The 25522-nt window shown below is 38.6% G+C and carries 21 protein-coding genes; 3 read left to right on the top strand and 18 right to left on the bottom strand.

Translation table 11 applies throughout. The features are described 5' to 3' along the window. Positions 1–17: 17 nt before the first annotated feature. Together JNUCC25_RS01610 and JNUCC25_RS01605 are read right to left on the bottom strand one after the other, a co-directional pair. Complete coding sequence (locus tag JNUCC25_RS01610) at positions 18–746, bottom strand: amino acid ABC transporter ATP-binding protein (RefSeq protein WP_013055072.1); 729 nt, start codon at positions 744–746, stop codon at positions 18–20. A 476-nt stretch (positions 747–1222) separates the two neighbouring features. After that, positions 1223–1744, bottom strand: a complete 522-nt coding sequence (locus JNUCC25_RS01605) for a M15 family metallopeptidase (RefSeq protein ID WP_013055071.1) — start codon at positions 1742–1744, stop codon at positions 1223–1225. Positions 1745–1958: 214 nt separating this feature from the next. Here JNUCC25_RS01605 and JNUCC25_RS01600 point away from each other — a divergent pair, with 214 nt between their 5' ends. After that, a complete protein-coding gene (locus JNUCC25_RS01600) occupies positions 1959–2612 on the top strand; it encodes a hypothetical protein (RefSeq protein ID WP_064471265.1) in 654 nt (217 codons plus the stop codon). A 40-nt stretch (positions 2613–2652) separates the two neighbouring features. Here the strand turns inward: JNUCC25_RS01600 and JNUCC25_RS01595 are convergent, their stop codons facing one another. The 4 genes from JNUCC25_RS01595 to JNUCC25_RS01580 form a co-directional block, all read right to left on the bottom strand. Then, a complete protein-coding gene (locus JNUCC25_RS01595) occupies positions 2653–3873 on the bottom strand; it encodes a multidrug effflux MFS transporter (protein ID WP_454222687.1) in 1221 nt (406 codons plus the stop codon). A gap of 67 nt (positions 3874–3940) precedes the next feature. Continuing rightward, positions 3941–4762 (bottom strand): MerR family transcriptional regulator, encoded by an 822-nt coding sequence (locus JNUCC25_RS01590; RefSeq protein WP_029324644.1) that lies wholly within the window; start codon positions 4760–4762, stop codon positions 3941–3943. A 63-nt stretch (positions 4763–4825) separates the two neighbouring features. Next, positions 4826–5839, bottom strand: a complete 1014-nt coding sequence (locus tag JNUCC25_RS01585; RefSeq protein WP_029324646.1) for an NAD(P)H-dependent flavin oxidoreductase — start codon at positions 5837–5839, stop codon at positions 4826–4828. Between the two features lie 272 nt (positions 5840–6111). Then, positions 6112–7176 (bottom strand): lactonase family protein, encoded by a 1065-nt coding sequence (locus JNUCC25_RS01580; protein ID WP_029324648.1) that lies wholly within the window; start codon positions 7174–7176, stop codon positions 6112–6114. A gap of 333 nt (positions 7177–7509) precedes the next feature. Here JNUCC25_RS01580 and map point away from each other — a divergent pair, with 333 nt between their 5' ends. Then, positions 7510–8256 carry a type I methionyl aminopeptidase gene (gene map / locus JNUCC25_RS01575; RefSeq protein WP_013055065.1) on the top strand — a complete coding sequence of 249 codons (747 nt, stop codon included), beginning with the start codon at positions 7510–7512 and terminating at the stop codon, positions 8254–8256. 27 nt (positions 8257–8283) lie between these two features. Here the strand turns inward: map and JNUCC25_RS01570 are convergent, their stop codons facing one another. From JNUCC25_RS01570 to gatC, 10 genes are all read right to left on the bottom strand, one after another. Continuing rightward, positions 8284–10089, bottom strand: a complete 1806-nt coding sequence (locus JNUCC25_RS01570; protein WP_025601308.1) for an ATP-binding protein — start codon at positions 10087–10089, stop codon at positions 8284–8286. Positions 10090–10112: 23 nt separating this feature from the next. Next, positions 10113–11096, bottom strand: a complete 984-nt coding sequence (locus JNUCC25_RS01565; RefSeq protein ID WP_025601306.1) for a BMP family ABC transporter substrate-binding protein — start codon at positions 11094–11096, stop codon at positions 10113–10115. Between the two features lie 172 nt (positions 11097–11268). After that, a complete protein-coding gene (locus tag JNUCC25_RS01560; RefSeq protein ID WP_013055062.1) occupies positions 11269–11499 on the bottom strand; it encodes a helix-turn-helix domain-containing protein in 231 nt (76 codons plus the stop codon). A gap of 13 nt (positions 11500–11512) precedes the next feature. Next, complete coding sequence (locus JNUCC25_RS01555; protein ID WP_454222683.1) at positions 11513–14251, bottom strand: GTPase domain-containing protein; 2739 nt, start codon at positions 14249–14251, stop codon at positions 11513–11515. 195 nt (positions 14252–14446) lie between these two features. Next, complete coding sequence (locus JNUCC25_RS01550) at positions 14447–15262, bottom strand: YitT family protein (protein ID WP_013055060.1); 816 nt, start codon at positions 15260–15262, stop codon at positions 14447–14449. Positions 15263–15538: 276 nt separating this feature from the next. Next, positions 15539–16912 (bottom strand): 23S rRNA (uracil(1939)-C(5))-methyltransferase RlmD, encoded by a 1374-nt coding sequence (gene rlmD / locus JNUCC25_RS01545; RefSeq protein ID WP_029324650.1) that lies wholly within the window; start codon positions 16910–16912, stop codon positions 15539–15541. A 95-nt stretch (positions 16913–17007) separates the two neighbouring features. Continuing rightward, on the bottom strand, positions 17008–17940 hold the full coding sequence (locus tag JNUCC25_RS01540; protein ID WP_016762783.1) for a diacylglycerol kinase: 933 nt from the start codon (positions 17938–17940) through the stop codon (positions 17008–17010). 234 nt (positions 17941–18174) lie between these two features. Then, positions 18175–19605, bottom strand: a complete 1431-nt coding sequence (gatB, locus tag JNUCC25_RS01535) for an Asp-tRNA(Asn)/Glu-tRNA(Gln) amidotransferase subunit GatB (RefSeq protein WP_013055057.1) — start codon at positions 19603–19605, stop codon at positions 18175–18177. A gap of 14 nt (positions 19606–19619) precedes the next feature. After that, entirely contained in the window at positions 19620–21077 is a 1458-nt protein-coding gene (gene gatA, locus JNUCC25_RS01530; protein WP_013055056.1) for an Asp-tRNA(Asn)/Glu-tRNA(Gln) amidotransferase subunit GatA, read from the bottom strand. 16 nt (positions 21078–21093) lie between these two features. Continuing rightward, complete coding sequence (gene gatC / locus JNUCC25_RS01525; RefSeq protein ID WP_013055055.1) at positions 21094–21384, bottom strand: Asp-tRNA(Asn)/Glu-tRNA(Gln) amidotransferase subunit GatC; 291 nt, start codon at positions 21382–21384, stop codon at positions 21094–21096. Between the two features lie 365 nt (positions 21385–21749). On the opposite strand from gatC, the gene JNUCC25_RS01520 reads away from it, so the two are divergent. After that, a complete protein-coding gene (locus JNUCC25_RS01520; RefSeq protein ID WP_029324660.1) occupies positions 21750–22235 on the top strand; it encodes a DUF3920 family protein in 486 nt (161 codons plus the stop codon). A 54-nt stretch (positions 22236–22289) separates the two neighbouring features. On the opposite strand, the gene JNUCC25_RS01515 is transcribed toward JNUCC25_RS01520, so the two are convergent. Continuing rightward, complete coding sequence (locus JNUCC25_RS01515) at positions 22290–23483, bottom strand: CamS family sex pheromone protein (RefSeq protein WP_013055053.1); 1194 nt, start codon at positions 23481–23483, stop codon at positions 22290–22292. Positions 23484–23496: 13 nt separating this feature from the next. After that, positions 23497–25503, bottom strand: coding sequence for an NAD-dependent DNA ligase LigA (gene ligA / locus JNUCC25_RS01510; RefSeq protein WP_454222681.1), 2007 nt, complete (start codon positions 25501–25503; stop codon positions 23497–23499). Positions 25504–25522 lie beyond the last annotated feature (19 nt).

Below are 25522 nucleotides of genomic sequence, written 5' to 3'. Positions count from 1 at the left end.
CTCCCCCTATTAAACAATTAATGATTTAAAATACGGCTAAGAAATAAACGTGCCCTTTCTTCTTGCGGGTTTTCGTAAAACTCAGCCGGAGTTGCCTCTTCTAAGATTTTTCCTTGATCCATAAATACAATGCGGTCCGCTACTTCTTTTGCAAACCCCATTTCATGAGTTACAACTACCATGGTCATTCCTTCTTTAGCCAATGTTTTCATGACATCCAGCACTTCTCCAATCATTTCTGGATCAAGAGCAGAGGTAGGCTCATCAAAAAGCATAATTTCTGGCTTCATCGCAAGTCCCCTCGCAATAGCTACACGCTGCTGCTGGCCGCCTGACAGCTGGGATGGGTAGGCGTTAGCTTTTTCACCGATTCCGACTTTATCTAAATAGTATAGGGCTGTCTTCTTAGCTTCTTCTGACGACTGTCCCAATACTTTCATAGGTGCTAAAGTGATATTTTCTAAAACTGTTTTATGCGGATATAAATAAAAATGTTGAAACACCATACCTATATTGCGGCGCAGTTTATTAATATTTGTTTTTTTATCCGCGACCAATATATTATTTACCGTTAACTGTCCGTTAGATATTGTTTCTAAATAATTTATGCATCGCAGCATCGTGCTTTTACCTGAACCCGAAGGTCCAATTACGACGACAACTTCACCTTTTTCAATTGTTAAATTGATATCTTTTAATACGTGAAAATCACCGTAATATTTATTCACTCCGTCAAAAACAATCATTTTCCCCCTCCTAATTTGCGAACAACAATAAATATTTAAATTTTTAAAATATTTAAAATATATTAAAAATTATATTCTTACCCTTAAAGCAAAGTCAACAGTTGACAAATTATCTCTTTTTTGTAATCAAAATGAACTATCTTCAAATAAAATATGCTAGAAAAATAAAAGGCTTTGTTGGCATTTGCCGATATGTAAGCATACGTTCGCCAGGCTGAAGGTACTTGTATAAGCTTAATCAATAGATTATATTAGTTAACGCATATCTTTATACGAATTGTCTTTCATTTTTAGGGGGCAGTTCTCTCTAATCACCCCTCTTTCTAATTATCCGTCTATATCTTTATTATATTAATATATATAATTCTCTTAACGGTAAATTAACAAAAAAAGAAAATACAAGCTTCTATTCGTGTTAGAGGTTCTGACATAGATATAGTGAAATTGTATTATCCCTCTAAAAAAAACACGCTTTATTAGCGTGTGTGGTCTTTTATATTTTCCAGACTCATCTGAAAATGTGGATAGTCTTTAAACCCTTGCCAATCTCCTCCCCATTCGAATCCTAAATTTTTTGCGATATCTACAACCTCCATCCAATCAGACTGATTGTTATTATTACCGTCATATTCCATGTCCCAAATAACTCGTCCGTCTTTTAACTGAATAGCAAAATCAATAGCTAGTCCATAGTTATGATAAGACTGGCCGCCCTTTGAATAGGTAACAATATTGCCTTCTTCCGTCCTGCCTTTTGCATAAAGCTTATCTTGTTCTTCTTTTGAACGGAAACCTTCCGTAATGACAATCGAGATTCCTTGGTCACTTGCTTGTTGAACAAGTTTATTTTTCTTTTCTTCTACGACAGGATGCAAATCAGTTGCTCCTGAAAAATCTTCTAGCGTTGGACCTGGCTTTAACTCATCGCGAAACAAAAATACCAGGCTTACCGCTATCGTAACTATCAAAGCTATTCCCAATTTTTTAAGAACGTTCATCTATATAAAGTCTCCATTCTTTTTTGCTGTTGTTTAGATAAAATCATATCGAATTTCATTTTGTTATCCAATAAAAGAGCTGTAGTGTTCAACAAACGTCTATATTTTTTCGTTTTTTATCTATTTTCACCATTTTTTCACTATTGGTGGTTACATTAACAATTGTGGACAGCTCTGTACCACACCCCTATAACTTTTAAGGAGTGACAACAGCATGAAAAAGAAACTATTCGGTTATATCATGGCAAGCGGTTTAACACTAGGAGTTATGGCCGCTGCAAACTCCACGGCATTTGCAGCCAGCAAAGATGAAACAAGCTCTTCAACAGTTGTAGAGCGAACAAATGGCAGTACAACAAATACGGATGATGCAACACAACAAAAAGTTGATGATATTATGAAAAAAGCACAGGAAAAATTACAAAAACTCGGCGTAAACTTGCCTCAGCACAAAGACGGCCCCTTCAGCAATCTAGATGCGGCTACGAAGAAAAAAGCGAAAGCTATTATGGATCAGTTTCGCGACGGCACGCTGACTAAAGAACAAGCGGAAGCCAAATTAAAAGAACTTGGCGTGAATTTTCCTGAACATAGAGGCGGTCCTTTTAACAATTTAGATGCGGCTACAAAGAAAAAAGCGAAAGCTATTATGGATCAGTTTCGCGACGGCACGCTGACTAAAGAACAAGCGGAAGCCAAATTAAAAGAACTTGGCGTGAATTTTCCTGCTAAAAAGAAAGATTTTCTAAGCGGGGTAGATGCTGAAACAAAAGCGAAAGCTGAAACCATTTTGGAAAATGCAAAAAAAGAAATACAAAAGCTTGGCGTTACAATGCCGTTTGAAAATCACGAGCACAAAGCTCAATAACTAAAAAAGCTACTTGGCTGTTGAAAGCCAAGTAGCTTTTTTATGATACAGTTTTCCTTCTCACTAACGTCATGTACACACCTAATGCTAATAAATCGCAGACCATAATCACAATGCCCATCGGCAGAGCATTTTGCCCTCCTCCAAGACCAACAAGAGGAGCTACGGCTGCTCCGAGCAAGAACGGAAGCAACCCTAGAAGCGCTGAAGCACTTCCCGCGTTAGAAGCTTGATTTTCCATAGCGAGTGAAAAAACGGTTGTGTTCACAATTCCTACGCTCGATACTACAAAGAAAAGCAAGATGCAGACCAAAATAACGGACATGTGAGTAACAATCACGGCCACTAAAAGCAAGCTTCCAACAGCTGCTTGAAGCAATCCATACATAAGAAGAGTTGCTTCTTTTATTTTACCCGCTAAACGTCCTGTCACTTGAGTAGCTATAATTAGTCCAAAACCGTTAATAGCAAAAACAAAGCTGAACATCTGCGGAGATAGTCCATAAATGTCTTGAAGGACAAATGTAGAACCTGAAATATAAGCAAACATGGCACTCATAATAAAACCTTGCGCCAGCGCATATCCCACGAAGACACCATCTTTTAGCAATACGCCAAATGTACGCAGTACTTCTGTTAATCCACCTTCTTTACGGCGTTCGAGCGGAAGCGTTTCTTTTAAACCAAATAAAACGGCAAAAAACATTAGTGCACCAATCACTGCTAACACACCAAATACTCCTCGCCACGACATAATCGTCAGCAGCTGTCCACCAGCAACCGGAGCTAAAATAGGAGCTAAGCCATTTACAAGCATAAGCATGGAGAAAAACTTTGTTAAATCCGAACCTGAAAACAAGTCTCGCACGCTCGCTCTTGAAATAACCATTCCTGCTGCTCCTGCCATACCTTGAATAAATCGCAAAACGATAAAAATCCAAATAGACGGTGCAAACACGCATAAAACAGATGCAAATGCATAGGTGATTAATGCTGCTACAAGCGGCTTTTTCCTTCCGCGAATATCACTGAATGGCCCCATGACCACTTGCCCAAATGCTAAGCCCAATAAGCAAGCTGTCAGACTGACCTGCGCTAAAGAAGCTGAAGTATGCAATTCTTTCGCAAGCGTCGGCAGCGCTGGCAAATACATATCGATTGATAACGGTCCAAATGCGCTCAGTGAACCCAAAATTAAAATAAATAAAATACGATTTCCTCGGCTTAAAGACATTCCTTGGGAAATACTTTGCTGATTCATCTATTGTTGTCTCTCCCTTCAGCAGTTTTACAATAGTCTCATCTTAAACCCTCCAGCTACTGGATAGTCAAGACGTAATTCGAATTTTAATTTCCGTCAGCCGCTCTTCTTCATGATGTGAAATAAATGAATCTACAATCCGCCGAATTAAGAAAGGACCTTCTGCTTTGTATCCTTCCGCTTTAATAAAGTTCAGTAATGCATCGTAATAGACTCCTGTGGTATCTCTCTTTTCTCTCATATAAATAGATGCGTAATCTCCTTCAGGTATTAACGTAACGAGTTCATGCTTAAAAGAAACATCACTTTCGACCAATAAAAAAATGCCATCGTAATCTGTAAATTGTTGTTTTTTCGCGTTTTCTACCGATAGCATAAACCCTACTTTCCCAATCATAATCGGGGTAATATGACTAATTTTCTTTTTTAAATCACGGAGAACACTTTCAGTCCCGTCTAACGTACCTACCTCTGCTTTTACTTGCACAACTTCACGAGAAGGAAGGTGTTTTATGAACGGGGCTCCTATTTGGTTAATATGTCTCGTCTGTTCTAATTCCTTCATTCGAGTTGTTAACTGCACATTCACTCTTTGAAGGTGACGAATTTTTTCTTTTGTTACCTTCTCATATTCCGCTAAAGTTTCAATAAATTCATCCAAGCTGCTGTGCTCCATCTTTCTTTTAATTTCTTTTAAAGGAACTCCCATCAGCTTTAAATAGACAATGATATCTAATTTCTTAAATTGTTCTAACGTATAATATCGATAACCGGTTTGTGGATCAACTTCGTAAGGCTCGAACAGGCCAATTTCATCATAATAGCGAAGTGTTTTAACCGGAATATCATGCAGTCTGGCCATTTGTCCAATCGTAAATTTGTTTTGCACTATAAGTTCACCTTCTTTATGTAAAGCTGCTTGCACTTAAAGCAAGCAACACCGTAATTCTCGTCATTCATTTAGTTCTTGTACAAGCTCTTCCACAATAAGATGTGCAGGCAGTTTTTTTGCCAGCGTAAATCCGGTTCCTGCCCACAAAGAAGTGTACTCTGGATTATTCATTTGTGTAGCTTTTGCTCGAATAGGCTTTGTCATGTAATGAATATGAGGGTAGGCGGATGGTGCTGATTTATCATAGGAAATAAAAAAGGCATTCACAAATCCTCTAGCACGTTTCCCTGTAAAAGCTCGTGTGACACCTGTTTCATTAAAACGCTTATGAAGAATGCTTTCTTTATGAAGAGCACTCGCTCCGCTTTCTGGACAACAAATAAAAGCCGTACCTAACTGGGCAGCAGAAGCTCCTTCTTGTAACACACGTTTTATGTCAGACCCCGTCATCAACCCTCCCGCAGCAATCAATGGCTTTTTAGTGATTGAGCGAACTTCTTTCAGCAATTTCATAAGCGGGTAATCCACCGAACTCTCTAAAAAAGTAGATCGATGGCCGCCGGCTTCAATGCCTTGCAAACATAGCGCATCCGCTCCTGCTCTCAAAGCCACTTCGGCTTCTTGAGGTGTTGTAATCGTAACGAAAACACGGCTTCCAATTCCTTTTAAACTTGCTACAATCTCTCGATCCGGGCACCCAAATGTAAAGCTCACAGCAGGTACTCGATGTTTTTGAATGATGTCGAGCTTGGCATTCCATTCATCATCATCATTCTTTGGTATATCAACTTGACACTCCAAATATTCAGCTGCTTTTAACAGTTCTTTTTGATAACAATCAAGTGCATCAACTGCTACTTTTTCATTTGTCGGCACAAACAGATTCACTCCAAAAGGTTTTTTCGTAAGTGAGTGCATCTCTATAATTTCCTGCTCCAATTCACGCGCACTTTTATATCCCGCAGCTAGAAACCCTAGTCCTCCGCTATTAGATACTGCTGCAGCTAGTTTAGGCGTCGAAACTCCTCCTGCCATGGGAGCTTGTACAATTGGATATTTACATATATCTTCCACGCTTCTCACCTCAGCCTTTCATGCGTTCTCTCTTCATTCTACTATAACCCCAGAAAAAAAAGCCCTCCAAAAGGGCTTTTTTTCCATATATAGATTATGCTCGTTTCAAAAATTGAGATCATAAATGATGCTAAGGAATGCGCACTACCTGATTATTCCCTCAAAGGTTCACCTATGTGGATGACACTAACTCCGTAAGGGGAGTGACAGCCGCTTAGGTTTAGAAAGCCAGACCTGATTGTTCTTTGATCAGGTCTGGCTTTCTACATCGATTACTTATAATGGAGGAACTTTACGCATACAGCTTCTGGAACCGTAACGTTAGATTGAAGAAGCGTTAGCTTTCCACTTTCTTGGTCTCTTTCAAACAGTACCAAGTTTCCTGTTTCTTGATTAGATGCTACAATGAATTGTTCTGTTGGATCTAAAACAAAATCGCGCGGCCAGTCGCCTTCAGTGCCTGTCCATTCTATGAATGTTAACTGTCCAGAATCCTGATCTACTTTGAATGTTGCAATTGAGTTATGTCCGCGGTTTCCTGCATAAACAAAGCGGCCATCTGAAGAAATGTGGATAGCACTCCCTTGATTATTTTCTGTAAAATCAGCTGGAATTGTTGAAACAGCTTGTTGTTGAGTGAAGCTTCCTTTGCTTTCGTCATAAGTTAAAAATAAAACTTCAGAGCTGAATTCTGTCATTGCATACGCATAGCGTCCATTTGGATGGAACGTTAAATGTCTAGGCCCTGAACCAACAGATGTAGAAAGACTGTTGACTTCCTTCAATTTATTCTCTTCCACTTCATATGTCACGATTTTATCAATACCTAAGTCCACAACGGCCACGTGCTTTTCTCCAGGAGTAAAATCGGCATAGTGTACGTGCGGTTTTCCTTGTTGTCCTTTTTTGAGATCTGAATGAGGATGTTCCACTACGGATGCTACATATTCAATTTCCCCTGTTTCTTCATTAACAGAATACGTCTCAACGCTCCCTTTATGAAAGTTAGCAGATAAAACAAGCGTATTATCTTCATTCACTGAAACATAGCAAGGAGGCGCGCCGTCTAGCAGCTGTTTGTTTACAAACTTTAGTTGCCCCGTGTTTGGATCAACCTTAAAAGCAGCTACTCCGCCTTTTTCTCCTTCTTTAATAACTGTATAAAGATGTTCGTTGTCTTTGCTTGCATTTAAGTATGTAGGATTTTCAATTTTAGCCACGGCTTTTACTTCTACAATCTTTTTAGCCTTCGTATCTAACGTAAATGTATAGACACCTTCACTGCCTGCTTTTGTATATGTACCTGCAAATCCAATAAATTTTCCATGTTCACTCATTTTCCTATACCCCTCCTAAAGAATTGTTTTGTTTCATTTATTTTACTATATCATACCGTATTTGTTATAGAGAATGCTCCAATTCAACGTTCATTTATCAGTTTTCCCTACATGCCTATCGTCAAACCCTTCCTTTTTAAGCCTGCATCTTGCATTTTCCTACCATGGGGCGTTATGATTAAGGATGATTTTATATCGCCCCATAGCAGACGGCTTCTGTATTTCCTGGATTTTCAAATAAAGAAGAATGAACTGATGAATAGTCGACTTTCATCGCTATAACCGCTGCTCAACTTTTTTCGTAAAGTTACATCAAAAAAGGAGTGAACAACAATGATCACATTAAAAAGTGAACGCGAAATTAACTTAATGCACGAAGCAGGTAAATTATTAGCTTCTTGTCATAAAGAAATCGCTAAAATGATCAAACCAGGCATAACAACAATGCAAATTGATAAATTTGTTGAAGAGTACTTAGCAAAGCACGGAGCAACGCCGGAACAAAAAGGATACAAAGGATATCAATATGCAACGTGCGCTTCTTTAAATGATGAAATTTGCCACGGCTTCCCAACAAATAAACCGTTAAAAGACGGCGATATCGTAACCATCGATATGGTTGTAAATTTAAACGGAGGCTTAGCAGATTCCGCATGGACTCACACCGTTGGAGACATTTCAGACGAAGCACAGCGTCTAGTAGATGTTACATACGAAGCGCTTTTAAAAGGAATCGAGCAAGCACAGCCAGGAAATCGCACAGGTGACATTGGCCACGCTATTCAAAGCTATGTAGAAGGCGAAAAATTCTCTGTCGTACGCGACTTCACAGGACACGGAATTGGAAATACCATGCACGAAGCGCCTACAATTCTTCACTACGGAAAAGCTGGCAAAGGTACACGTTTAAAAGAAGGTATGGTTATTACAATTGAGCCAATGGTGAATGCTGGTACATGGCATTCTAAAATGGATAAAAACGGCTGGACGGCTCGTACAACAGACGGTAAATTATCCGCTCAATTTGAACATACACTTGCGATTACGAAAAACGGTCCTCTTATTTTAACAGCACATTAAAAAAACAGCCCTTTTGAGGCTGTTTTCTTAATGTAGAGGAAATTTAATAACAAAAACTGTGCCGCGGGAAGAAGTAGATAATAATTTAATCTGTCCTCCGTGGCTTTCTAGAATACGCTGAGCAATTGGCAGACCGAGACCTGTTCCACTATCTTTTGAAGTGGAAAACGGCTGGTACAGCGACTGCTGCATATGCAAAGGAATCCCTTTTCCATTATCTTCAATATACAGACAATAATTATCATCATGAACCTGTGAATAGATTGTAATGACTCCTTCTCCATCCATGGCTTCCATACTGTTTCGAATTAAATTATGAAGAACTTGTTTGATTTGTTTTTCATCTACCTTTAGTATATGCGGCTGCAGTTTCACATCAAAGATAAGCTTATCTTTTTCTGTAAATTTGCTTGAGTGAGTAATCAAAGGCAATAGCTCATTAATAATATCCTGCATACTGACTTTTTTCATTACCGGAGCTCCTGGTTTTGATAACAGCAGCATTTCTTCAATGATGTAATTAATCCTCTCTAACTCTTTCATAAGCAGAGGCAGGTAAAAACGCTTTTTCTCCTCATCAGAGAGAGACTGATTCATAAGAGATATAAATCCATGAATCACGGCAAGAGGATTACGAATCTCATGAGCAGCTCCGGCTGCCACTTCTCCAACTAGAGCAAGTTTCTCAGACTGATGCATTCGCTTTTCTAATTCTTCGGTATCCGATATATCAATGAAATAAAAAATTCTTCCGATGCTCTCGTTCTTCTCATTAAACAGCTGCGTTTGAGAGGCTAAAAAGCAATAGCACGTCTCTTTCGTTCCAAATAATACTTTTTTATTTTCGTGAATTTCTCCCGAATTCACCATGCTCCAAAATTCAGTATTATATTCAGGACATTCCTCCATATACCCGCAAATATCCTTTTCGTCGAGATCTAAAAACTGCTTTGCTGAGGTATTGGCAAATATACTATTTGTCTCATCTTCTATTGTGATAATTCCAACAGGCAGTGAATTTAAGATCTGCTGGCGATATGCTTTATCTTTAATGATTTTCCAAAATGAATCTTCTAAACTAACCGACATTTGATTGATAGAAGCCGAAAGCTGCTTCAGCTCGATTTGCTTTGTGTCTTGAAGAACAAGACCGTATTCTCCGTCTGCAATGTCATTCACTTTTTCAATCATTTGTTCAATTGGTTTCGTAAGGCTCGCACTCATACGATAAGAAACATAAAGAGAAGCCACAATAGCACTTACTGTTAAAATCAATAGTAAAATTAATGAATCTTTAATAATGACAGACAGTGTATCTGATAGTGTATCAAGTGAATCAACCGTCTCTTCTTTTGAACTATTAATATCTTTTTTTATCTGATGCAGATCCGGCAAATAATTTCTCTTAAGATACTCTTTTGCTCCCTCTATATCTCCGTACTTCAGCAGTCCCTGCACGTTATTAGAAATCTTAAAATCCAGCAGCTCAATTTTTTCCTTTAGTGGAATCAACGATTTTGGCACAGGCTGCTTATATCTTTCATTATTTTCGATAACTCGTGTATCATATGATTGATATTCTTCTATCAAAGAGACAGTGGGGTTCTTTAGATTATTTTTCACAATGTATTCTTTTATGTTCAGCTGCTCTTCCCAATAAGAAAGCCACACCATTTGAGGAACATCTTCATCTTTAATTTCGTTGCTTACATGATTCATTTTATCAATGGCATGCACTAAAACTAAAGAGAACCCGCTTAACATGAATGTAATCAAAAGAAGAATCGTTAATATTTGGCTACGGAATGACATGTTGCGAAATAATTGATTCATAATCATCTCTTTCTTTTTCATAGTTACTTCGGCTGTGTAGACATTCTAACTTTCGAATATAAAATTTGTTTTTCCCGCTTACTGTACATCGGTCCAAAAGGCGCTAGTTTATAAACACCGTCCCTGGCGTCAAGTTTGACTTCTCCAGATGGAAGACCTTTTTTACTAAAATAGTCTTTCATAATCACGTTGTAAGCTTGAGGAACATCATTTATCACACTTGTTAAAATAACAGACCTACCCATGTACGCCTGATCATCTAAATATCCTATTACGTACATTCCTTGTGTTTTCGCTTCTTGAATAACTTCTTGATTATACGAATTTCCTTTAGCATAGACGATATCGACACCTTGAGCTTTTAACTCGCGGAGCAGCTTTACTGCTTTTGCTCCATCGTCTCGGCTGTTTACTACTCGATAATAAAAAGCAATCGATGAATCATACGCTTTGATTCCTTGTTCGAATCCTGGATTTTTTTCTTTTGCAAATGTATCAAGTAATCCAATTTTTTTCGTTTTTGTCTTCATGGCAGCTGCCGTGCCTGCCAGGTGCTCTATTTTTGTTTGATCAAATGTATATACAGTTTGGTTTTTATACATTGAAGTACCGTGAATGGTGACGAAATGAACATGAGGATACTTAGGAGCTAGTTCTGTAAAAACGGTAGAAAATTCTCTTCCATGTCCAATTACGACTTTTGTTCCATTTTGAATAACTTTTTCAGCAGCTTCCTTCATTTTTTGGTTCGTATTTACTTCGCTAATAACTTGAGCCGAAACAGGATACTGCTGCTCGATGTTGATTTTTCCTTTATAAGCTAGACTGCCCCAGCTTTGATCTGTCAGTACATCAGAGGTGAGAATTGCAACGCTTGTGTTTTCTACTTTTTTTGTCGTTTGCTGACTTATAATCCCTTGTGTTTTCGAAATAATAATAATTAAAAACGAAGCGACAACAATCAGGGCAAGCAATAAAATCAGCCTTAACTGTCTTGATCGTTGCATAGATCTTCTCCTTTTTGTTTAGCATACTTTCATTATATAAAAAAAGCATCTAAAAAGACTACATCTTTAACGAAATTCCAACTTTTTTCGACATTTCTTTCATATCTTACCTTTTTTAACACTTTCATTCCAAAAGAAAAAAGCAGAAAACATCTGTTTTCTGCTTCTGCCTTCAATCTTCATCTTTTACATCCATATCTTCAGGGATAGGCTCATTTAGGTATTCTTCAATTTGTTTTTTGTACTTTTCCATTTGCTCTAAATGGGTGTTAAACTGCTCTTTATTTAATAAGTAGTTTTCACCATCAAATATAGCTCGTACTTTTCCTTCTTGAATCAATTTCTGCACATATTCTTCAGGAAAAGATAGATACTCTGCTGCTTCTTTTATCGTTAAATACATCCTGCTCCACCTTTTATACGTTGTAGTGTACCTCTTCTGTAGCTTTAACCATTAACTCATACTGACGCAAGCGAAGCTGGAATAATGTTAAAGGATCATGGTAAGCTTCAGGATTGGCTTTCATATGACTTAACACGTCTTGATTTTCATTAATATGCGCCTGTGTTTCTTCAATCGTTTCTTTTAAAACCTCTTTTGGCCTTTCAAAGAATAGTTCAATATCAACTTCTAAATTTTTCTCAAATAAATTAAATTGCATAAAAAACTTTGCCAGCATTGATTCTGTGATATCTTGATAGTCTTGACTTTCAATGTACTTTTTATATTGATTATAAAGCAGCGTTTGGTTTTGAAGAATGGAAGAAAACAGTTTTCCTGCTCCTTTTAACAAGAGCTGCGTTGGATTAACGCGAAGTAAAATATTTTCTTCATCCAGCTGAACCCGATTAGCCATACGATTAACGTCGCGGCGCCAGTCGTCCAGCACTTTAAAATCGCAGGCTAACGTTAATTTTTGCTCATTGTACATCTTATTTAATGACTCTGCTACTTCTTCAATGTCTACTTGACTCGCAATCAGCTCTTCATTTGATGTAGCAATCCAGTCCTTTAAAGAAATGCGGAACTTGGGCAGGACATCTTGCTGCAAGTGCTCTTCCACGCGCATATTCATTTGTTTATTTAGCTCAATATGAACCGTACTAAAATCACTGTCTTCCTTCACTAATTCTGAAGACTTTTTGAGTAAACGAGGGATTTTATTTTTTAGCTTTTTGCTAATATCCTCTTTGATTCCGTGATAAGCCGAAACAATACTACTCGCTTTTTCTTGTTCTAAGTCATCTACTCGATGCAAGAAGCCATTTAATCGCACAAGCATATCTTCGTTCCATTTAATGCTTTCAATCAAATGATTTTCTGTTTGATTTCTCTTCTCCACTAAGCTCTTTAGCATGCTTTGAATGAAGAACAGCAGTCTGCGCGCACGCTCTTCTACTCCAACGTCGTTTGGATCGTAATAGAAATTAGCTTTAATAAACTGAGCCAAGTCTCCGTGGTGCTGACTCGATACGTAGTGAGGCGTATAGGCTAATACATGTGCCTGCGGGAAATCAGCTCCAATGCTTGCTTCAAATTCTTTTGTAATTCGCTCAATCGTTGCTTGATTATAAAGACTGTCCATATTGTTGATGACAAAATGAACTGGCGTATTTGGCGCATGCTCTTTTATCTCCAGCAATAATTCTTTTTCTTCATCAAGCAGCGATTCTTTTGCATCAAGCACAAACAGTAAACCATCTGCTAAAGGAGCATATTTAAATGCATCCTGCTCACGTGCCTCTTGTTCTGTAAAGCTTGGCGTAATAATGCATGAACAATTATGCTTATCAAGGAACGCAAAAGGTTTTTTCACTTCTACAAGCGCCTGGTGAGGAGATTGCTCCGCTCCGTCAATCGTTTCCATCGGAATGATTTCTTGATCAGCGATTTGCTGGATAGATTCTTCCTCATCATGAATGAACACAAAGGTTGTTTCGTGATTTTGCGGTACCTTTTCTTCTGTAATCGATCCCACAAATGAAGACGTTGCAGCATTTGTTCCTGTAATTAATAAGTGTGTCGTATGAGCATCTAATAAAAAATCTACCCACCATTTAAAGGTGTGCCCCACTTCTAAACCATTTTCATTAGCCCATTTAATAATGCCATGGCAAAGCTTGTAGTGATATTCAAGACCATCAATGTCGTTACGCGCCTCAAAAATTAATCTGCCTGCATTTTCGATTGTAATGGTATCAATAGTTGACGGAAACTTTTCATTCCATGAAAGTACGGCTGCAGACGGAAATAACGCACGTGACTTATTGGTAATTTTAAGCCAGTTTGTTAATACGTTCGGAATGACTTCATGCAATTCCTTTACAGAATGATCACTTTCCATTAAGTCGGTATACGTCTCTTGATAAAGAGTTGAAATCTCTTGCCAATAATCATAGAGGCCCACTTCAATATTCAAGAAAATATCATTGATAGTTTTAATCCAAGCAAGATAAGGAGGCTGGCTCTTATATTGTTTCCATAAAGCTGAGACAAGCTGTTTGAAATACACTTGATCCACTTTGTAAAATGCAATCATCACTTGATAAAAATAGTTAGGGATAAAGTTTGCTGTATATCCTTTATCTACGTAAGTCTTTAATACCGCAAACCAATTTAACGATTCTGTCCGAATACACTCATCTACCGCAAGCTCCACTGCGCTGTTAAAGTCTTCTTGCTCTTCATAAAATCTGCGTGCAATCGCCGTGACGTTTGGATAATCCGGCTGAGAAGCAACCAGCTCGTTAATGACTTCATAAGCTCGTTCAATATTGTTATGGTCCGTATAAAGCGAAAACAGCTTTAGCGCTATTTCAGCTTTTAATACTTTTGAATCCGTTTCGATGGATAGGTAAAGCTCTTCAGCTAGCGTAGACAATCCCAACTCATAATGCGCGTCGGCTGTATTTTTCTTCGCCCACAGCTTAAATTCACCATTTACATTCTCCCACTTAAAAATCGCGGACTCAAAATCTTGATTATGGAAGTAAACTTCTCCCTGGGCTAAGCGAACGAGCGATAAGTCGTACCACTCTTTTTGCTGCTCTTCGTAATAAGCTTGTCCAAGGACCTTTACAGGCGGCTGATTTTCATTTTCTTGCATAAACGTTTCGTAATATTTCTTTTTCGTTAACTGATATTCTACCGTCATATAGTCTCTCCTTTTTGATGTCAATATTTTATGTACTCTATCAAATTCCCTTTTTTATACTTTTCATACACGATATTTTCTTACTCATATTTTACGCAAAAAAAGCCTCAAGAACTACTCTTAAGGCTTTTTTTATAACTTTTATACTATAAAAATGGCTATTTATCATAAATGGGCGCTGAAATAACAAATATATTAATAGGCATCCCGTCGAAACAGCCCCATTACTTCTACCGTTTCCGTAATATTTACGAAAGCTTCAGGATCCACCGATTGAATTAACTGCTTGAGGTTTGCAAGCTCATAGCGTGAAATCACCGTCATTAATATTTTACGGTCTTCTCTTGAATAAGCTCCTTCACCGTTCATTAACGTCACGCCGCGCACCAAATTCGTAAGAAGCTGCTGCTTCATTTCTTCACCTTTTCTCGTAATAATGGTTAACGTGAGCTTAATATGGCGAGTATGAATTGCATCCACTACTTTTCCTGTGACGAAAATCGAAAGCATCGTATATAAAGCCGCGTCCCAATTCACAAAAAAACCTGAAACAAACACAACCACGGCATTCATCGCTGATAATATAGCGCCAAGCGGGAATTCTTTTTTATGCGTAAGAAGCATCGCAATAATATCAAATCCACCTGTCGAAGCTGACTGACGAAAAACAAACCCTACGCCAATTCCAGTTAAAACTCCTCCAAAAACAGCTGACAGAATAGGATCTGTACTAACAGCTCTCAAGGGAATCACGTATAAAGCAATTGATAAAGCCACAACGGACAGCAGGGTATGTAAAACAAACCGCTTTCCTAACTTCATAAAACCAATAATTAAAAGGGGTAAATTCAACAAAAAATTCATTGTTCCCGTGCTTGCAGGCGTTAAAATTCCTATAATCATAGCAATACCGCTAATGCCGCTGCTTAACACTTTATGGGGGATTAAAAACCAATTGTATGCAAATCCAATTAACACAGAACCTGCTATAATAGCAATTGCTCTATACATGATGTCCCTTCACCTCTTACCACAAATATAATGTTTTCATTTATTGCTTCTTTATTATAATTCCTAAAATATTGAAAACCTTAAAAAAAGTATATTCAGAAATTTGTTGTGTTGGTGGGGTGGACAAACGGCAAAATAAAACGGACATAACGGCAATTAGCGCTTTTATATCGAGTTTTATCTGCTTTTGGTATGAGCACTCTAACTTTGTCTTTTTCTTGCTTATTCAAAATAAAAAGCTGCTATCTTTACTAAGATAGCAGCTTTGATGAAGAGTTATTTTAATTTTAAGACCGCCACATTCTCCACATGTGTCGTATGCGGAAACATATCAACAGGCTGAACTTCAACCGTCTCATATCCGCCTTTTTCTAAAATAGCTAAATCACGCGCAAGAGTTGCTGGTCCGCATGACACATAGACAACTTTTTTCGGCTTCATGTCAATGATGGTATTCAAAAGAGCTTCGTCGCATCCTTTTCGCGGCGGATCTACGACGATGACGTCCGCTTTGATGCCTTGTTTGTACCAGTTTGGAATGACGACTTCTGCTTCGCCTACTTCAAATTCAGCGTTGTGAATACCGTTTAGCTCAGCGTTTCGCTTTGCATCTTCAATCGCTTCAGGCACGATTTCAACGCCATATACTTTTTTCGCTTTTTGAGCGAGAAATAACGAGATTGTTCCGATTCCACAGTAGGCGTCAATTACCGTTTCTTCTCCTGTTAAATCTGCATACTCAAGCGCTTTGTCATAAAGCACTTTCGTTTGCTCAGGGTTTACTTGGTAAAATGATTTTGCTGAAATGGCAAATTTAACGTCGCCGATATAGTCGTAAATATATTCTTCTCCCCAAAGTACGTTCGTTTGGTTCCCTAAAATGACGTTTGTACGCTTGCTGTTTACGTTTTGAACAATTGATTTTACGTTCGGCACGGCTTCGATAATGTCTTCTATAATACGCTTTTTGTTTGGCAGCTCAGCTGTACGAGTCACAATTACAACCATGATTTCACCCGTTACAAGCCCGTAACGTGCCATGATATGACGAAGCGAGCCTTTATGTTTTTGTTCTTGATAAGCAGAAACGCCATGCTTTTCACAGATTGATTTGACTGCTTGAACAACATCATCATTTGCCTGCTGCTGAATCAAACAGGCATCCATGTTAATGATGTCGTGGCTTCGCTGCTGATAAAACCCAGCGACCAAACCGCCTTCTCGTTCTGCTACGGGCACTTGAGCTTTGTTTCGATAGCGCCAAGGATCGTTCATTCCTAGCGTCGAATGTACCGGAACGTCAGGTAAATGACCAATTCGCGCCATGACGTCTTTTACTTGCTTTTGTTTAAATTGCAGCTGTCCTTCATAGCTTACATGCTGCAGCTGACAGCCTCCGCACTGCTTGTAGACCGGACAAGGTGCTTCAACACGCTGTTCACTAATTGTATGGTGTTTGATAAGCTTGCCAAACGCATAGCCTTTTTTTACTTTAATGACTTTTACTTGGCCGCTTTCGCCGGGCAGCGCATTTTGAACGAAAACAGGAAATCCGTTCACTTTCGCTACACCCGCTCCGTCATGCGTTAAATCTTCAAACGCAACATCTATATATTCATTTTTTTCTACAGGTGGTTTTAATTTTTCCATTTATCGTTACATCCTTTTAGTCATTTGAAAATGCTGAACTGATTGTACCATAAGAGCGAAAGCCAAACAAAGAAAAGCATGAAAAAAGATCGCAATTAGGCGATCTCATTTTTTTCCATCAATTCAGCTGTTGCTTTTGGAACAAAGATTTCTACATGGCGATATAAGTTTACAAATTCTCCAGGCAATAACCCTCCGTACTCGCCATCTAGGTTTAGCTGCATTTTATCATTCGTATGAATTTTAACACGGTTCGCTTTTGTATAAATAATATGAGGATCATTGATATGTTCTCCTCGCAGCGCAAGTGTCGCAATTCGAATAAATTCAGCTAAATTTGCTTTCTTTAAAATAATCAAATCAAACATACCGTCATCTAAAGAAGAATCTGGTGCCAGCTTTTCAAAGCCGCCGACTGAGTTCGTTAAGGAAACGAGGAAGAACATAATCTCGCCGCCAAAGAATTTTCCGTCATACTCAATTTCAACAGATGTTGGTTTAATAGAAGGAAGCATTTCCATGCCTTTTAAATAGTAAGCTAGCTGTCCAAGCATTGTTTTTAACTTGCTTGGCACTTCATATGTTAATTCAGTTAAACGGCCGCCTCCGGCGATATTTACAAAGTAATGCGTTTCTCCGTCGTTTGTTACACAGCCCAAGTCAATTGGCTTTGTTACGCCTTCTACAATGACATCAATAGCGCCTTCAATCGTGCGCGGCACATTAATGGCACGAGCAAAGTCATTGGTTGTTCCAACAGGAATAATACCTAGCTGCGGGCGATAGTCTTGTCCGGCAATACCGTTTACGACTTCATTGATGGTACCGTCTCCACCGGCTGCAATTACAACGTCAAAACGACGTTCTACCGCTACTTTAGCAGCTTCTGTTGCATCACCAGCACAAGTTGTAGCATGACAAGATGTTTCGTAGCCTGCTTGCTCTAGCTTTTGCAAGACTTCCGGTAAGTTTTTCTTAAAAATTTCACGGCCCGATGTCGGGTTATAAATAATTCTCGCTCTTTTCATATTCATCATCCTAATAATGATAATTTGTCACAAATCTTTGCCTACTTTTATCAGTGAAAGAATGCCCCCTCACATTACATCATCAACAAGAGGGGGCATGAACAAACATATTATAAAGAAATTAACCTTGATATACAATATTCACGTTTCGGTTTTTATTCATACCTTCAGCGCGATCGCCCTTACTCATAATAAATGTGAGATGGATATCCACCTCACATTTAGTTATCAAATTTAGCGTTTATTAATTTCTTCTAAAAGAATTTTATTAACCATCGGTGGGTTCGCTTGGCCTTTTGAAGCTTTCATAATTTGACCAACTAAGAAGCCAATTGCACGATCCTTACCGTTTTTGAAATCTTCAATAGATTGAGGGTTTGCATCTAATGCATCTGTTACGAATTTACGTAAAGTTGCATCATCAGAAATTTGTACAAGACCTTTTTCTTTTACAATTTTCTTTGCATCTCCGCCATTTTCAATTAATTCTTTGAATACTTTTTTCGCAATTTTAGACGAAATTGTACCTTCTTGAATTAATTGAATCATACCAGCTAGACCTTCAGGTGTTAAGGCTACATCTGAAAGTTCTTTTTGGTTTGAGTTTAAGTAAGCAGAAACTTCACCCATTAACCAGTTAGAAGATAGCTTCGCGTCTCCGCCCGCAGCAAGCGTTGCTTCAAAGAAATCAGACATTTCTTTTGTTAGCGTTAATACCATTGCATCATAAGCAGGTAAGCCAAGCTCTTCTACATAGCGCTTTTTACGAGCATCTGGAAGTTCAGGAATCGAAGCACGAACACGTTCTTTCCACTCTTCGTCGATGTGTAATTCTAATAAGTCAGGCTCTGGGAAGTAGCGGTAGTCGTCAGATCCTTCTTTTACACGCATTAGAATTGTTTCGCCCGTAGACTCGTCAAAACGGCGTGTTTCTTGCTCGATTAAGCCACCAGACAATAACACTTTTTCTTGACGAATTTCTTCGTGTTCAAGACCACGGCGCACATAGTTAAATGAGTTTAAGTTCTTTAACTCAGCTTTTGTACCGAACTCTTCTTGTCCAACTGGACGTAAAGAAATATTGGCATCACAGCGAAGTGAACCTTCTTCCATTTTACAATCAGATACGCCTGTATATTGAATAATTGATTTTAATTTTTCTAAATAAGCATATGCTTCTTCAGGAGAACGCATATCTGCTTCTGATACAATCTCAATTAGAGGTGTACCTTGACGGTTGAAGTCTACTAGTGAATAGCCATCGCCTGTATGCGTTAACTTACCAGCATCTTCTTCTAAATGAAGTCGGTTGATACGAATACGCTTCGTTTCACCTTTAACTTCTACTTCAATCCAACCGTTCTCGCCAATTGGTTTATCAAATTGAGAGATTTGATAAGCTTTTGGGTTATCCGGATAGAAATAGTTTTTACGGTCAAACTTTGTATCTGTTGCGATTTCACAGTTTAGCGCAAGCGCTGCTTTCATTGCAAAATCAACTGCTTCTTTGTTTAACACAGGTAATACTCCAGGATAACCTAAGTCAATTACACTTGTGTTAGCATTTGGAGCCGCACCAAATGCGTTTGGACTTGCTGAGAAAATTTTAGATTTTGTCTTAAGCTCAACGTGTACTTCAAGACCAATAATCGTTTCAAAGTTCATCTTTATCTCACCCCTTACAGTGCTGGTTTCGCTTTATGATGCTCAGTTGCTTGTTCGAATGCATGAGCAACACGATAGATTGTGCTTTCGTCGAAATGCTTACCGATAATTTGTAACCCTAATGGCAATCCATTTGATAAGCCGCAAGGCACAGAAATACCAGGTACTCCAGCAAGGTTTACTGGGATTGTTAAAATATCGTTTGCATACATTGTTAATGGATCGTCTGTTTTCTCACCAATTTTGAATGATGGAGTTGGTGTAGTCGGTCCAATGATAACGTCATAGTTTTCAAATACAGACTCAAAGTCTTGCTTAATTAACGTACGTACTTGCTGTGCTTTTTTGTAGTAAGCATCATAATAACCAGAGCTTAACGCAAATGTTCCAAGCATGATACGGCGTTTTACTTCGTTTCCAAAGCCTTCGCTTCGAGACTGCTTGTACATTTCGATTAAGTTCTCAGCATTATCTGTACGATATCCGTAGCGAACGCCGTCAAAACGAGATAAGTTAGCAGACGCTTCAGAAGAAGATAATAGATAATACGTAGCTAATGCGTATTTAGAGTGTGGAAGCGATACTTCTTCCCAAGTTGCGCCTAGTCCTTCTAACACTTTTAGTGCATCTAAAACAGACTGGCGAGCTTCTTCGCCCACACCTTCGCCTAAGTATTCTTTTGGAACAGCAATTTTAAGACCTTTTACGTCACCTGTTAAAGCAGATACATAATCCGGCACATCAACATTAGCAGAAGTAGAATCCATTGGGTCTACGCCTGAAATTGCTTGAAGTAAGTATGCATTATCTTCAACAGAGTTTGTGATTGGTCCGATTTGATCTAAAGAAGATGCAAATGCCACTAATCCGTAACGAGATACGCGACCATACGTTGGTTTTAATCCGACAACACCGCAATAAGCAGCTGGCTGACGAATTGAGCCACCTGTATCAGAACCTAAAGAAAACGGAACTTCGCCTGCTGCTACAGCTGCAGCTGAACCACCGCTAGATCCACCTGGTACGTAATCTAAATTCCATGGGTTGCGCGTTAACTGAAGACCTGAGTTTTCAGTTGAAGAACCCATTGCGAATTCATCCATATTTAATTTACCGATGGTTACCGCTTCAGCTGCCTGCAATTTTTGAACAACTGTTGCATCATAAATCGGATCAAAGTTTGCTAGAATTTTACTAGAACAAGTTGTACGTAAATCTTTTGTGACAATATTATCTTTTACACCGATTGGCATACCAAATAATAGGCCAAATTCATCTTTTGTTTGTAGTGCTTCATCTAGCTCTTTTGCATAAGCACGAGCATTGTCTTCATTAAGCGCTAAGAACGCACCTACTTTATCATCTACTTCATTAATACGTTTATATGATTCGTCTACTAAATCTTGTACACGTACTTCTTTCTTGTGTAAAAGGCTATGTAGTTCTGAAAGTTTACGATCGAATAAAGACATCGTAAAGCCTCCTTCCTTATTCTAAAATAGTTGGTACTCGAATGTAGCCATCCTTGTGGTCTGGCGCATTTTTTACTACGTCTTCAATTGGTAAACCTTTAGCTGGCTTATCTTCACGCATTACGTTTTTCATATCCAATACGTGAGAAGTTGGTTTTACATTTGTAGTATCTAACTCATCTAATTGTTCTGCATATGTAATAATAGCATCTAATTGTTTTGTAAATAGTTCTGCTTCGTCATCCGTCACCGCAAGTCTCGCTAAGTTTGCAACGTGTTTTACTTGATCAACAGAAATTCTTGACATGTTCCTTCACCTCCGAATATTCGTCCCACTACAATATACTGATAATACCAAACTTCACTAGCAACAGGCAACATTTCTGAGACTAGTTCCTAAAATATTAAAAACCCCGCCAGGCAAGACAGGGCTTACATTTATCACTTCTATTTTATACCAAATCCATTTCATTCAAACAACATTCCATACTTTTCCTTCGTCATAAAATATTTCTCTCTTGCATAGGTATAAAATAACCTTCTTTTTAGAAAAGATAGATAGAAAGAGAAACATGCTTCAGATGAACATACCACCATGTTTTAATTTCACTAGTCTTTGGGAAAGTAAAGAAAACGAATAACTACTTTACCGTAAAAGAGGTGCTATAAAAATTGAATAAAATACTTATACAGTCAGTCATCCACCAGCGCCCTGTGTATCAGCAAAGCGGAAGATGGTTTGTATTAGATGAAGAATTCAAGTGGGATTTGTCCACCTTGCAAAAAGATGTTTTTGCTTGTTTAAATAAAGCCTTTCATATTCCTATAATTTTTTGTGATTCATGCGAAGCCAATAAAATTGTCTCTGCTCTTGGAGAAGAAGAAGCAGAATACCTGCAGTTTGCATCAGGCGTTTACTGGCGAGAAGTCGGCATTATATTTATTTTTAAATTTGATGACTATCTTCCGCTTATTGAAACGATCTTTCACGAGCTGCGCCACTATATTCAAGATCACATCCCTTATTATCAGAAAGAATTTGAGCTGGATAAAAAGCGCCCGTATGAAGAGCGGACAACTGAACAAGATGCATTTGCATTTGCTGCTTATTATCGTGCTAAGTTTACAAGACAAAATTCTCACGCCATTCCTTCATAGGAGGCAATTTCATAGAATTAGAAAAAGACACTGCTTGAGCAGTGTCTTTTTTGCTTACTCTTCGTAAATATGAACGAACGGCTTGTCCTCATCTGCTTTTCTAACAATGAGAGCTTCAGGTCCGCTTACTGAGTTAATAGAGATACTCGTTTCCATATATGAAGGGAAATGATCAAGCATTAAACCAGCAACGTACTGAGTAAATCCTACAATTTCACCTTTTCCGTAAAATTGGACGGGAATATCAATTGTCATTTTTTGAAGCTGTCCATCTTTGTAATACCCTTTCCCTACTACGCTTGTAAAGTTCGGGAAGTAGTCTTCGATTTGCGCTTTGAACTCATCAAATTTCATCGCATCATCTCGGTGATCTTTTGTTGCATCTGATGATGGGAATAAATAATATTTCTCGTCTAAATCATCCCAGCTGCCAACGGCCGTATCATTTGAACCTGCATTTCCGACAGCCATAAAGTTACCTGGTGTTAAAGAAGCCTTAGCACTTTGTTTAAATAACGCTACTCGAATTGGAACGTTTTCTAAGCCCTTGATATTACGCATCCGCTGCACAATTTCATCGGCCATCTTTTTGCCTTGCTCTTCAATATTTTTATCAGTTAGTTGTTTTTCACGAGCATAACCATTTTCTTCTGTATAATAATGAACAGAATTCATCGCCAGGCCAATTGTGACGCCTCCAAGTTTTACCTTGTCGTCTCCGTCTTGGATAAGGTAATCTTGCTCAGTAATGTTCGCTAAGTACATTGGACTTGTTTCGTTACGAGTTTTCAAATCGCCTTTTTCTGTATCAATTGGGTTTAATCCATTATTCTTAAGTTTCTTTTTCGCCGTAGCATCTTTTGTTTTGCTTTGAAGATCTTTAAACTGTTTATCGCTCAGCTTACGGCTTAACCATGAGCGAATAGTATCTTTATCAAGGTACTGGCCTTCTTGATACACATATTTTTTTGGAGAATAGCTATCTGTCGATAAGCGCATTAAACCTGTTTCAAATTCTTGCGCATCCAAGCGGTTGTTTAAGTTTGCTGCTACTAAGCCTCTTGCCACTCCCGCTTTAAATGGAAGAATTGTTCGGTAATAATCATCTGAAATACTATACTTCGGAATAACTGCTTTTTCTTTCTTGTTGTTGGTTTGTTGAACAGTCTCTTTATCGTCCGAAAGATTCGGTGCACACGCTGAAGTTACAAGCATGACCGCAAGAGAAAGTAACAATATCTTTTTCAACTACACACACCTCTTATTTATTTAATTCCGTAAGTAGCCTTGCCTCATCCCATACTTCAATTTCAAGCTCGTTAGCTTTTGTCAGTTTGGAACCAGCCTCTTCCCCTGCCACAACAAGGTCTGTCTTTTTACTTACGCTTCCTGTGACTTTACCGCCAAGTGCTTCAATTTGTGCTTTTGCCTCATTGCGAGATAGCTGTTCAAGCTTACCTGTTAATACAACGGTTTTACCAGCAAAAACAGAATCTACATTTTCTACACTTACAAGCTTGGGTCCTTTGTATGTAAGGTTTACTCCATACTCTTTTAATTCATGTATAAGTTCTTGAACCTCTTCTTGTGTAAAGTAAGCGACAATAGCATCAGCCATTTTGGCACCAATTTCATTAATTGCCACTAATTCATCATACGTTGCTTTTGTTAACTTGTCTATGGTTTCAAAGTGCTGAGCTAACGTCTTTGCAGCTTTTGCTCCGACATGGCGAATGCCCAAGCCAAAAAGCAAACGCTCAAGCGAATTTTTTTTCGATGCTTCGATGGCCGCAATCAAATTATCAGCAGATTTCTCACCCATGCGCTCAAGCTCGATTAACTGCTGTTTTGTCAGCGTATAAATATCCGCTACATCTTTAATTAACTGTTCGCGAAATAATTGCGATATAACTTTTTCACCAAGTCCATCAATGTTCATCGCATTGCGGGACACGAAATGAATAAGTCCTTCACGAATTTGAGCAGGACAGCTTGGATTAATGCAGCGAAGCGCAACTTCTCCTTCTAAACGCACCAGTTCACTTTCACATTCCGGGCAGTGAGTAGGCATCGTAAACTCTTGCTCTTCTCCCGTTCGCTTCTCCTCAATCACATTCACTACTTCAGGAATAATATCTCCTGCTTTTTTCACTACGACATAATCTCCGATGCGAATGTCTTTTTCACGAATCAAATCTTCATTGTGAAGAGACGCACGCTGTACCGTCGTACCTGCTACTTGAACCGGCTCCAAAATAGCTGTTGGCGTAATGACCCCTGTCCGGCCTACCGTCAGCTCAATATTTACAAGCTTGGTTACAACTTCTTCAGCAGGAAACTTATAAGCAATAGCCCAGCGTGGACTTTTGGCCGTTGTTCCAAGCTCAGCCTGCTGATCAAATGAATCTACTTTTACAACAATGCCATCAATATCATAAGATAGTTCTGGACGTTGCGTTTGCCAGCTTTCGATGTAAGCAATCACATCATCAATGGTTTCACACGTCTGTCTTTCTCTATTTGTTTTAAAACCAAGCTCATCGAGCAAATTCAAACTTTCGCTGTGAGAGTCGATTTCTAATTCTCCTGTATCAGTCATGGCATATACAAAGATATCTAAATTACGTTTTGCCGCAATTTTAGGATCTAGCTGACGCAGTGAGCCTGCAGCTGCGTTACGCGGGTTAGCAAACGGAACTTCATCCCTTTCCATTTTTGCTTCATTAAGTGCTTCGAATGATTTTCTCGGCATAAATGCTTCTCCGCGAACTTCCATTGATAACGGTTCTTTAATTCCCAGTGGAATAGAGCGAATTGTTTTTAAGTTTTCAGTAATATTTTCACCCGTCGTACCGTCTCCGCGCGTAGCCCCCAGTACTAAGTATCCATCTTCATAGCGAAGAGATACAGCTAGGCCGTCAATTTTAAGTTCGCATACATAAGAAAACTCATCTCCAACGGCTTGGCGCACTCGGCGATCAAAATCCCGAAGGTCTTCTTCATTAAATGCATTTCCTAAACTTAGCATAGACGTTTGATGCTGAACCTTCTCAAACGCATCGAGCACTTGGCCGCCGATGCGCTGAGTAGGTGAGTCAGCTGTTTTTAATTCTGGAAATGATTCTTCTATCTCAATTAACTCATTCATTAACTTATCGTATTCTGCATCTGGAACAGATGGCTGATCTAACACATAATATTCATAGCCATATTGATTTAATAAGTCACGTAATTCTTGAACGCGTGATTTTGCTGTCTCAAACTCCATATTCTAGCTCCTTTTCACG

The organism is Priestia sp. JNUCC 25 (assembly GCF_053667915.1).
Note: the sequence above shows the minus strand (reverse complement) of the source record. Positions and strands in the feature narration are given on the sequence as shown.

Coding starts and splice junctions, on each gene's coding strand:
- JNUCC25_RS01610 (WP_013055072.1), bottom strand. CDS start 746: ATGATTGTTTTTGACGGAGTGAATAAATATTACGGTGATTTTCACGTA.
- JNUCC25_RS01605 (WP_013055071.1), bottom strand. CDS start 1,744: ATGAACGTTCTTAAAAAATTGGGAATAGCTTTGATAGTTACGATAGCG.
- JNUCC25_RS01600 (WP_064471265.1), top strand. CDS start 1,959: ATGAAAAAGAAACTATTCGGTTATATCATGGCAAGCGGTTTAACACTA.
- JNUCC25_RS01595 (WP_454222687.1), bottom strand. CDS start 3,873: ATGAATCAGCAAAGTATTTCCCAAGGAATGTCTTTAAGCCGAGGAAAT.
- JNUCC25_RS01580 (WP_029324648.1), bottom strand. CDS start 7,176: ATGAGTGAACATGGAAAATTTATTGGATTTGCAGGTACATATACAAAA.
- map (WP_013055065.1), top strand. CDS start 7,510: ATGATCACATTAAAAAGTGAACGCGAAATTAACTTAATGCACGAAGCA.
- JNUCC25_RS01570 (WP_025601308.1), bottom strand. CDS start 10,089: ATGAATCAATTATTTCGCAACATGTCATTCCGTAGCCAAATATTAACG.
- JNUCC25_RS01565 (WP_025601306.1), bottom strand. CDS start 11,096: ATGCAACGATCAAGACAGTTAAGGCTGATTTTATTGCTTGCCCTGATT.
- JNUCC25_RS01560 (WP_013055062.1), bottom strand. CDS start 11,499: ATGTATTTAACGATAAAAGAAGCAGCAGAGTATCTATCTTTTCCTGAA.
- JNUCC25_RS01555 (WP_454222683.1), bottom strand. CDS start 14,251: ATGACGGTAGAATATCAGTTAACGAAAAAGAAATATTACGAAACGTTT.
- JNUCC25_RS01550 (WP_013055060.1), bottom strand. CDS start 15,262: ATGTATAGAGCAATTGCTATTATAGCAGGTTCTGTGTTAATTGGATTT.
- rlmD (WP_029324650.1), bottom strand. CDS start 16,912: ATGGAAAAATTAAAACCACCTGTAGAAAAAAATGAATATATAGATGTT.
- JNUCC25_RS01540 (WP_016762783.1), bottom strand. CDS start 17,940: ATGAAAAGAGCGAGAATTATTTATAACCCGACATCGGGCCGTGAAATT.
- gatB (WP_013055057.1), bottom strand. CDS start 19,605: ATGAACTTTGAAACGATTATTGGTCTTGAAGTACACGTTGAGCTTAAG.
- gatA (WP_013055056.1), bottom strand. CDS start 21,077: ATGTCTTTATTCGATCGTAAACTTTCAGAACTACATAGCCTTTTACAC.
- gatC (WP_013055055.1), bottom strand. CDS start 21,384: ATGTCAAGAATTTCTGTTGATCAAGTAAAACACGTTGCAAACTTAGCG.
- ligA (WP_454222681.1), bottom strand. CDS start 25,503: ATGGAGTTTGAGACAGCAAAATCACGCGTTCAAGAATTACGTGACTTA.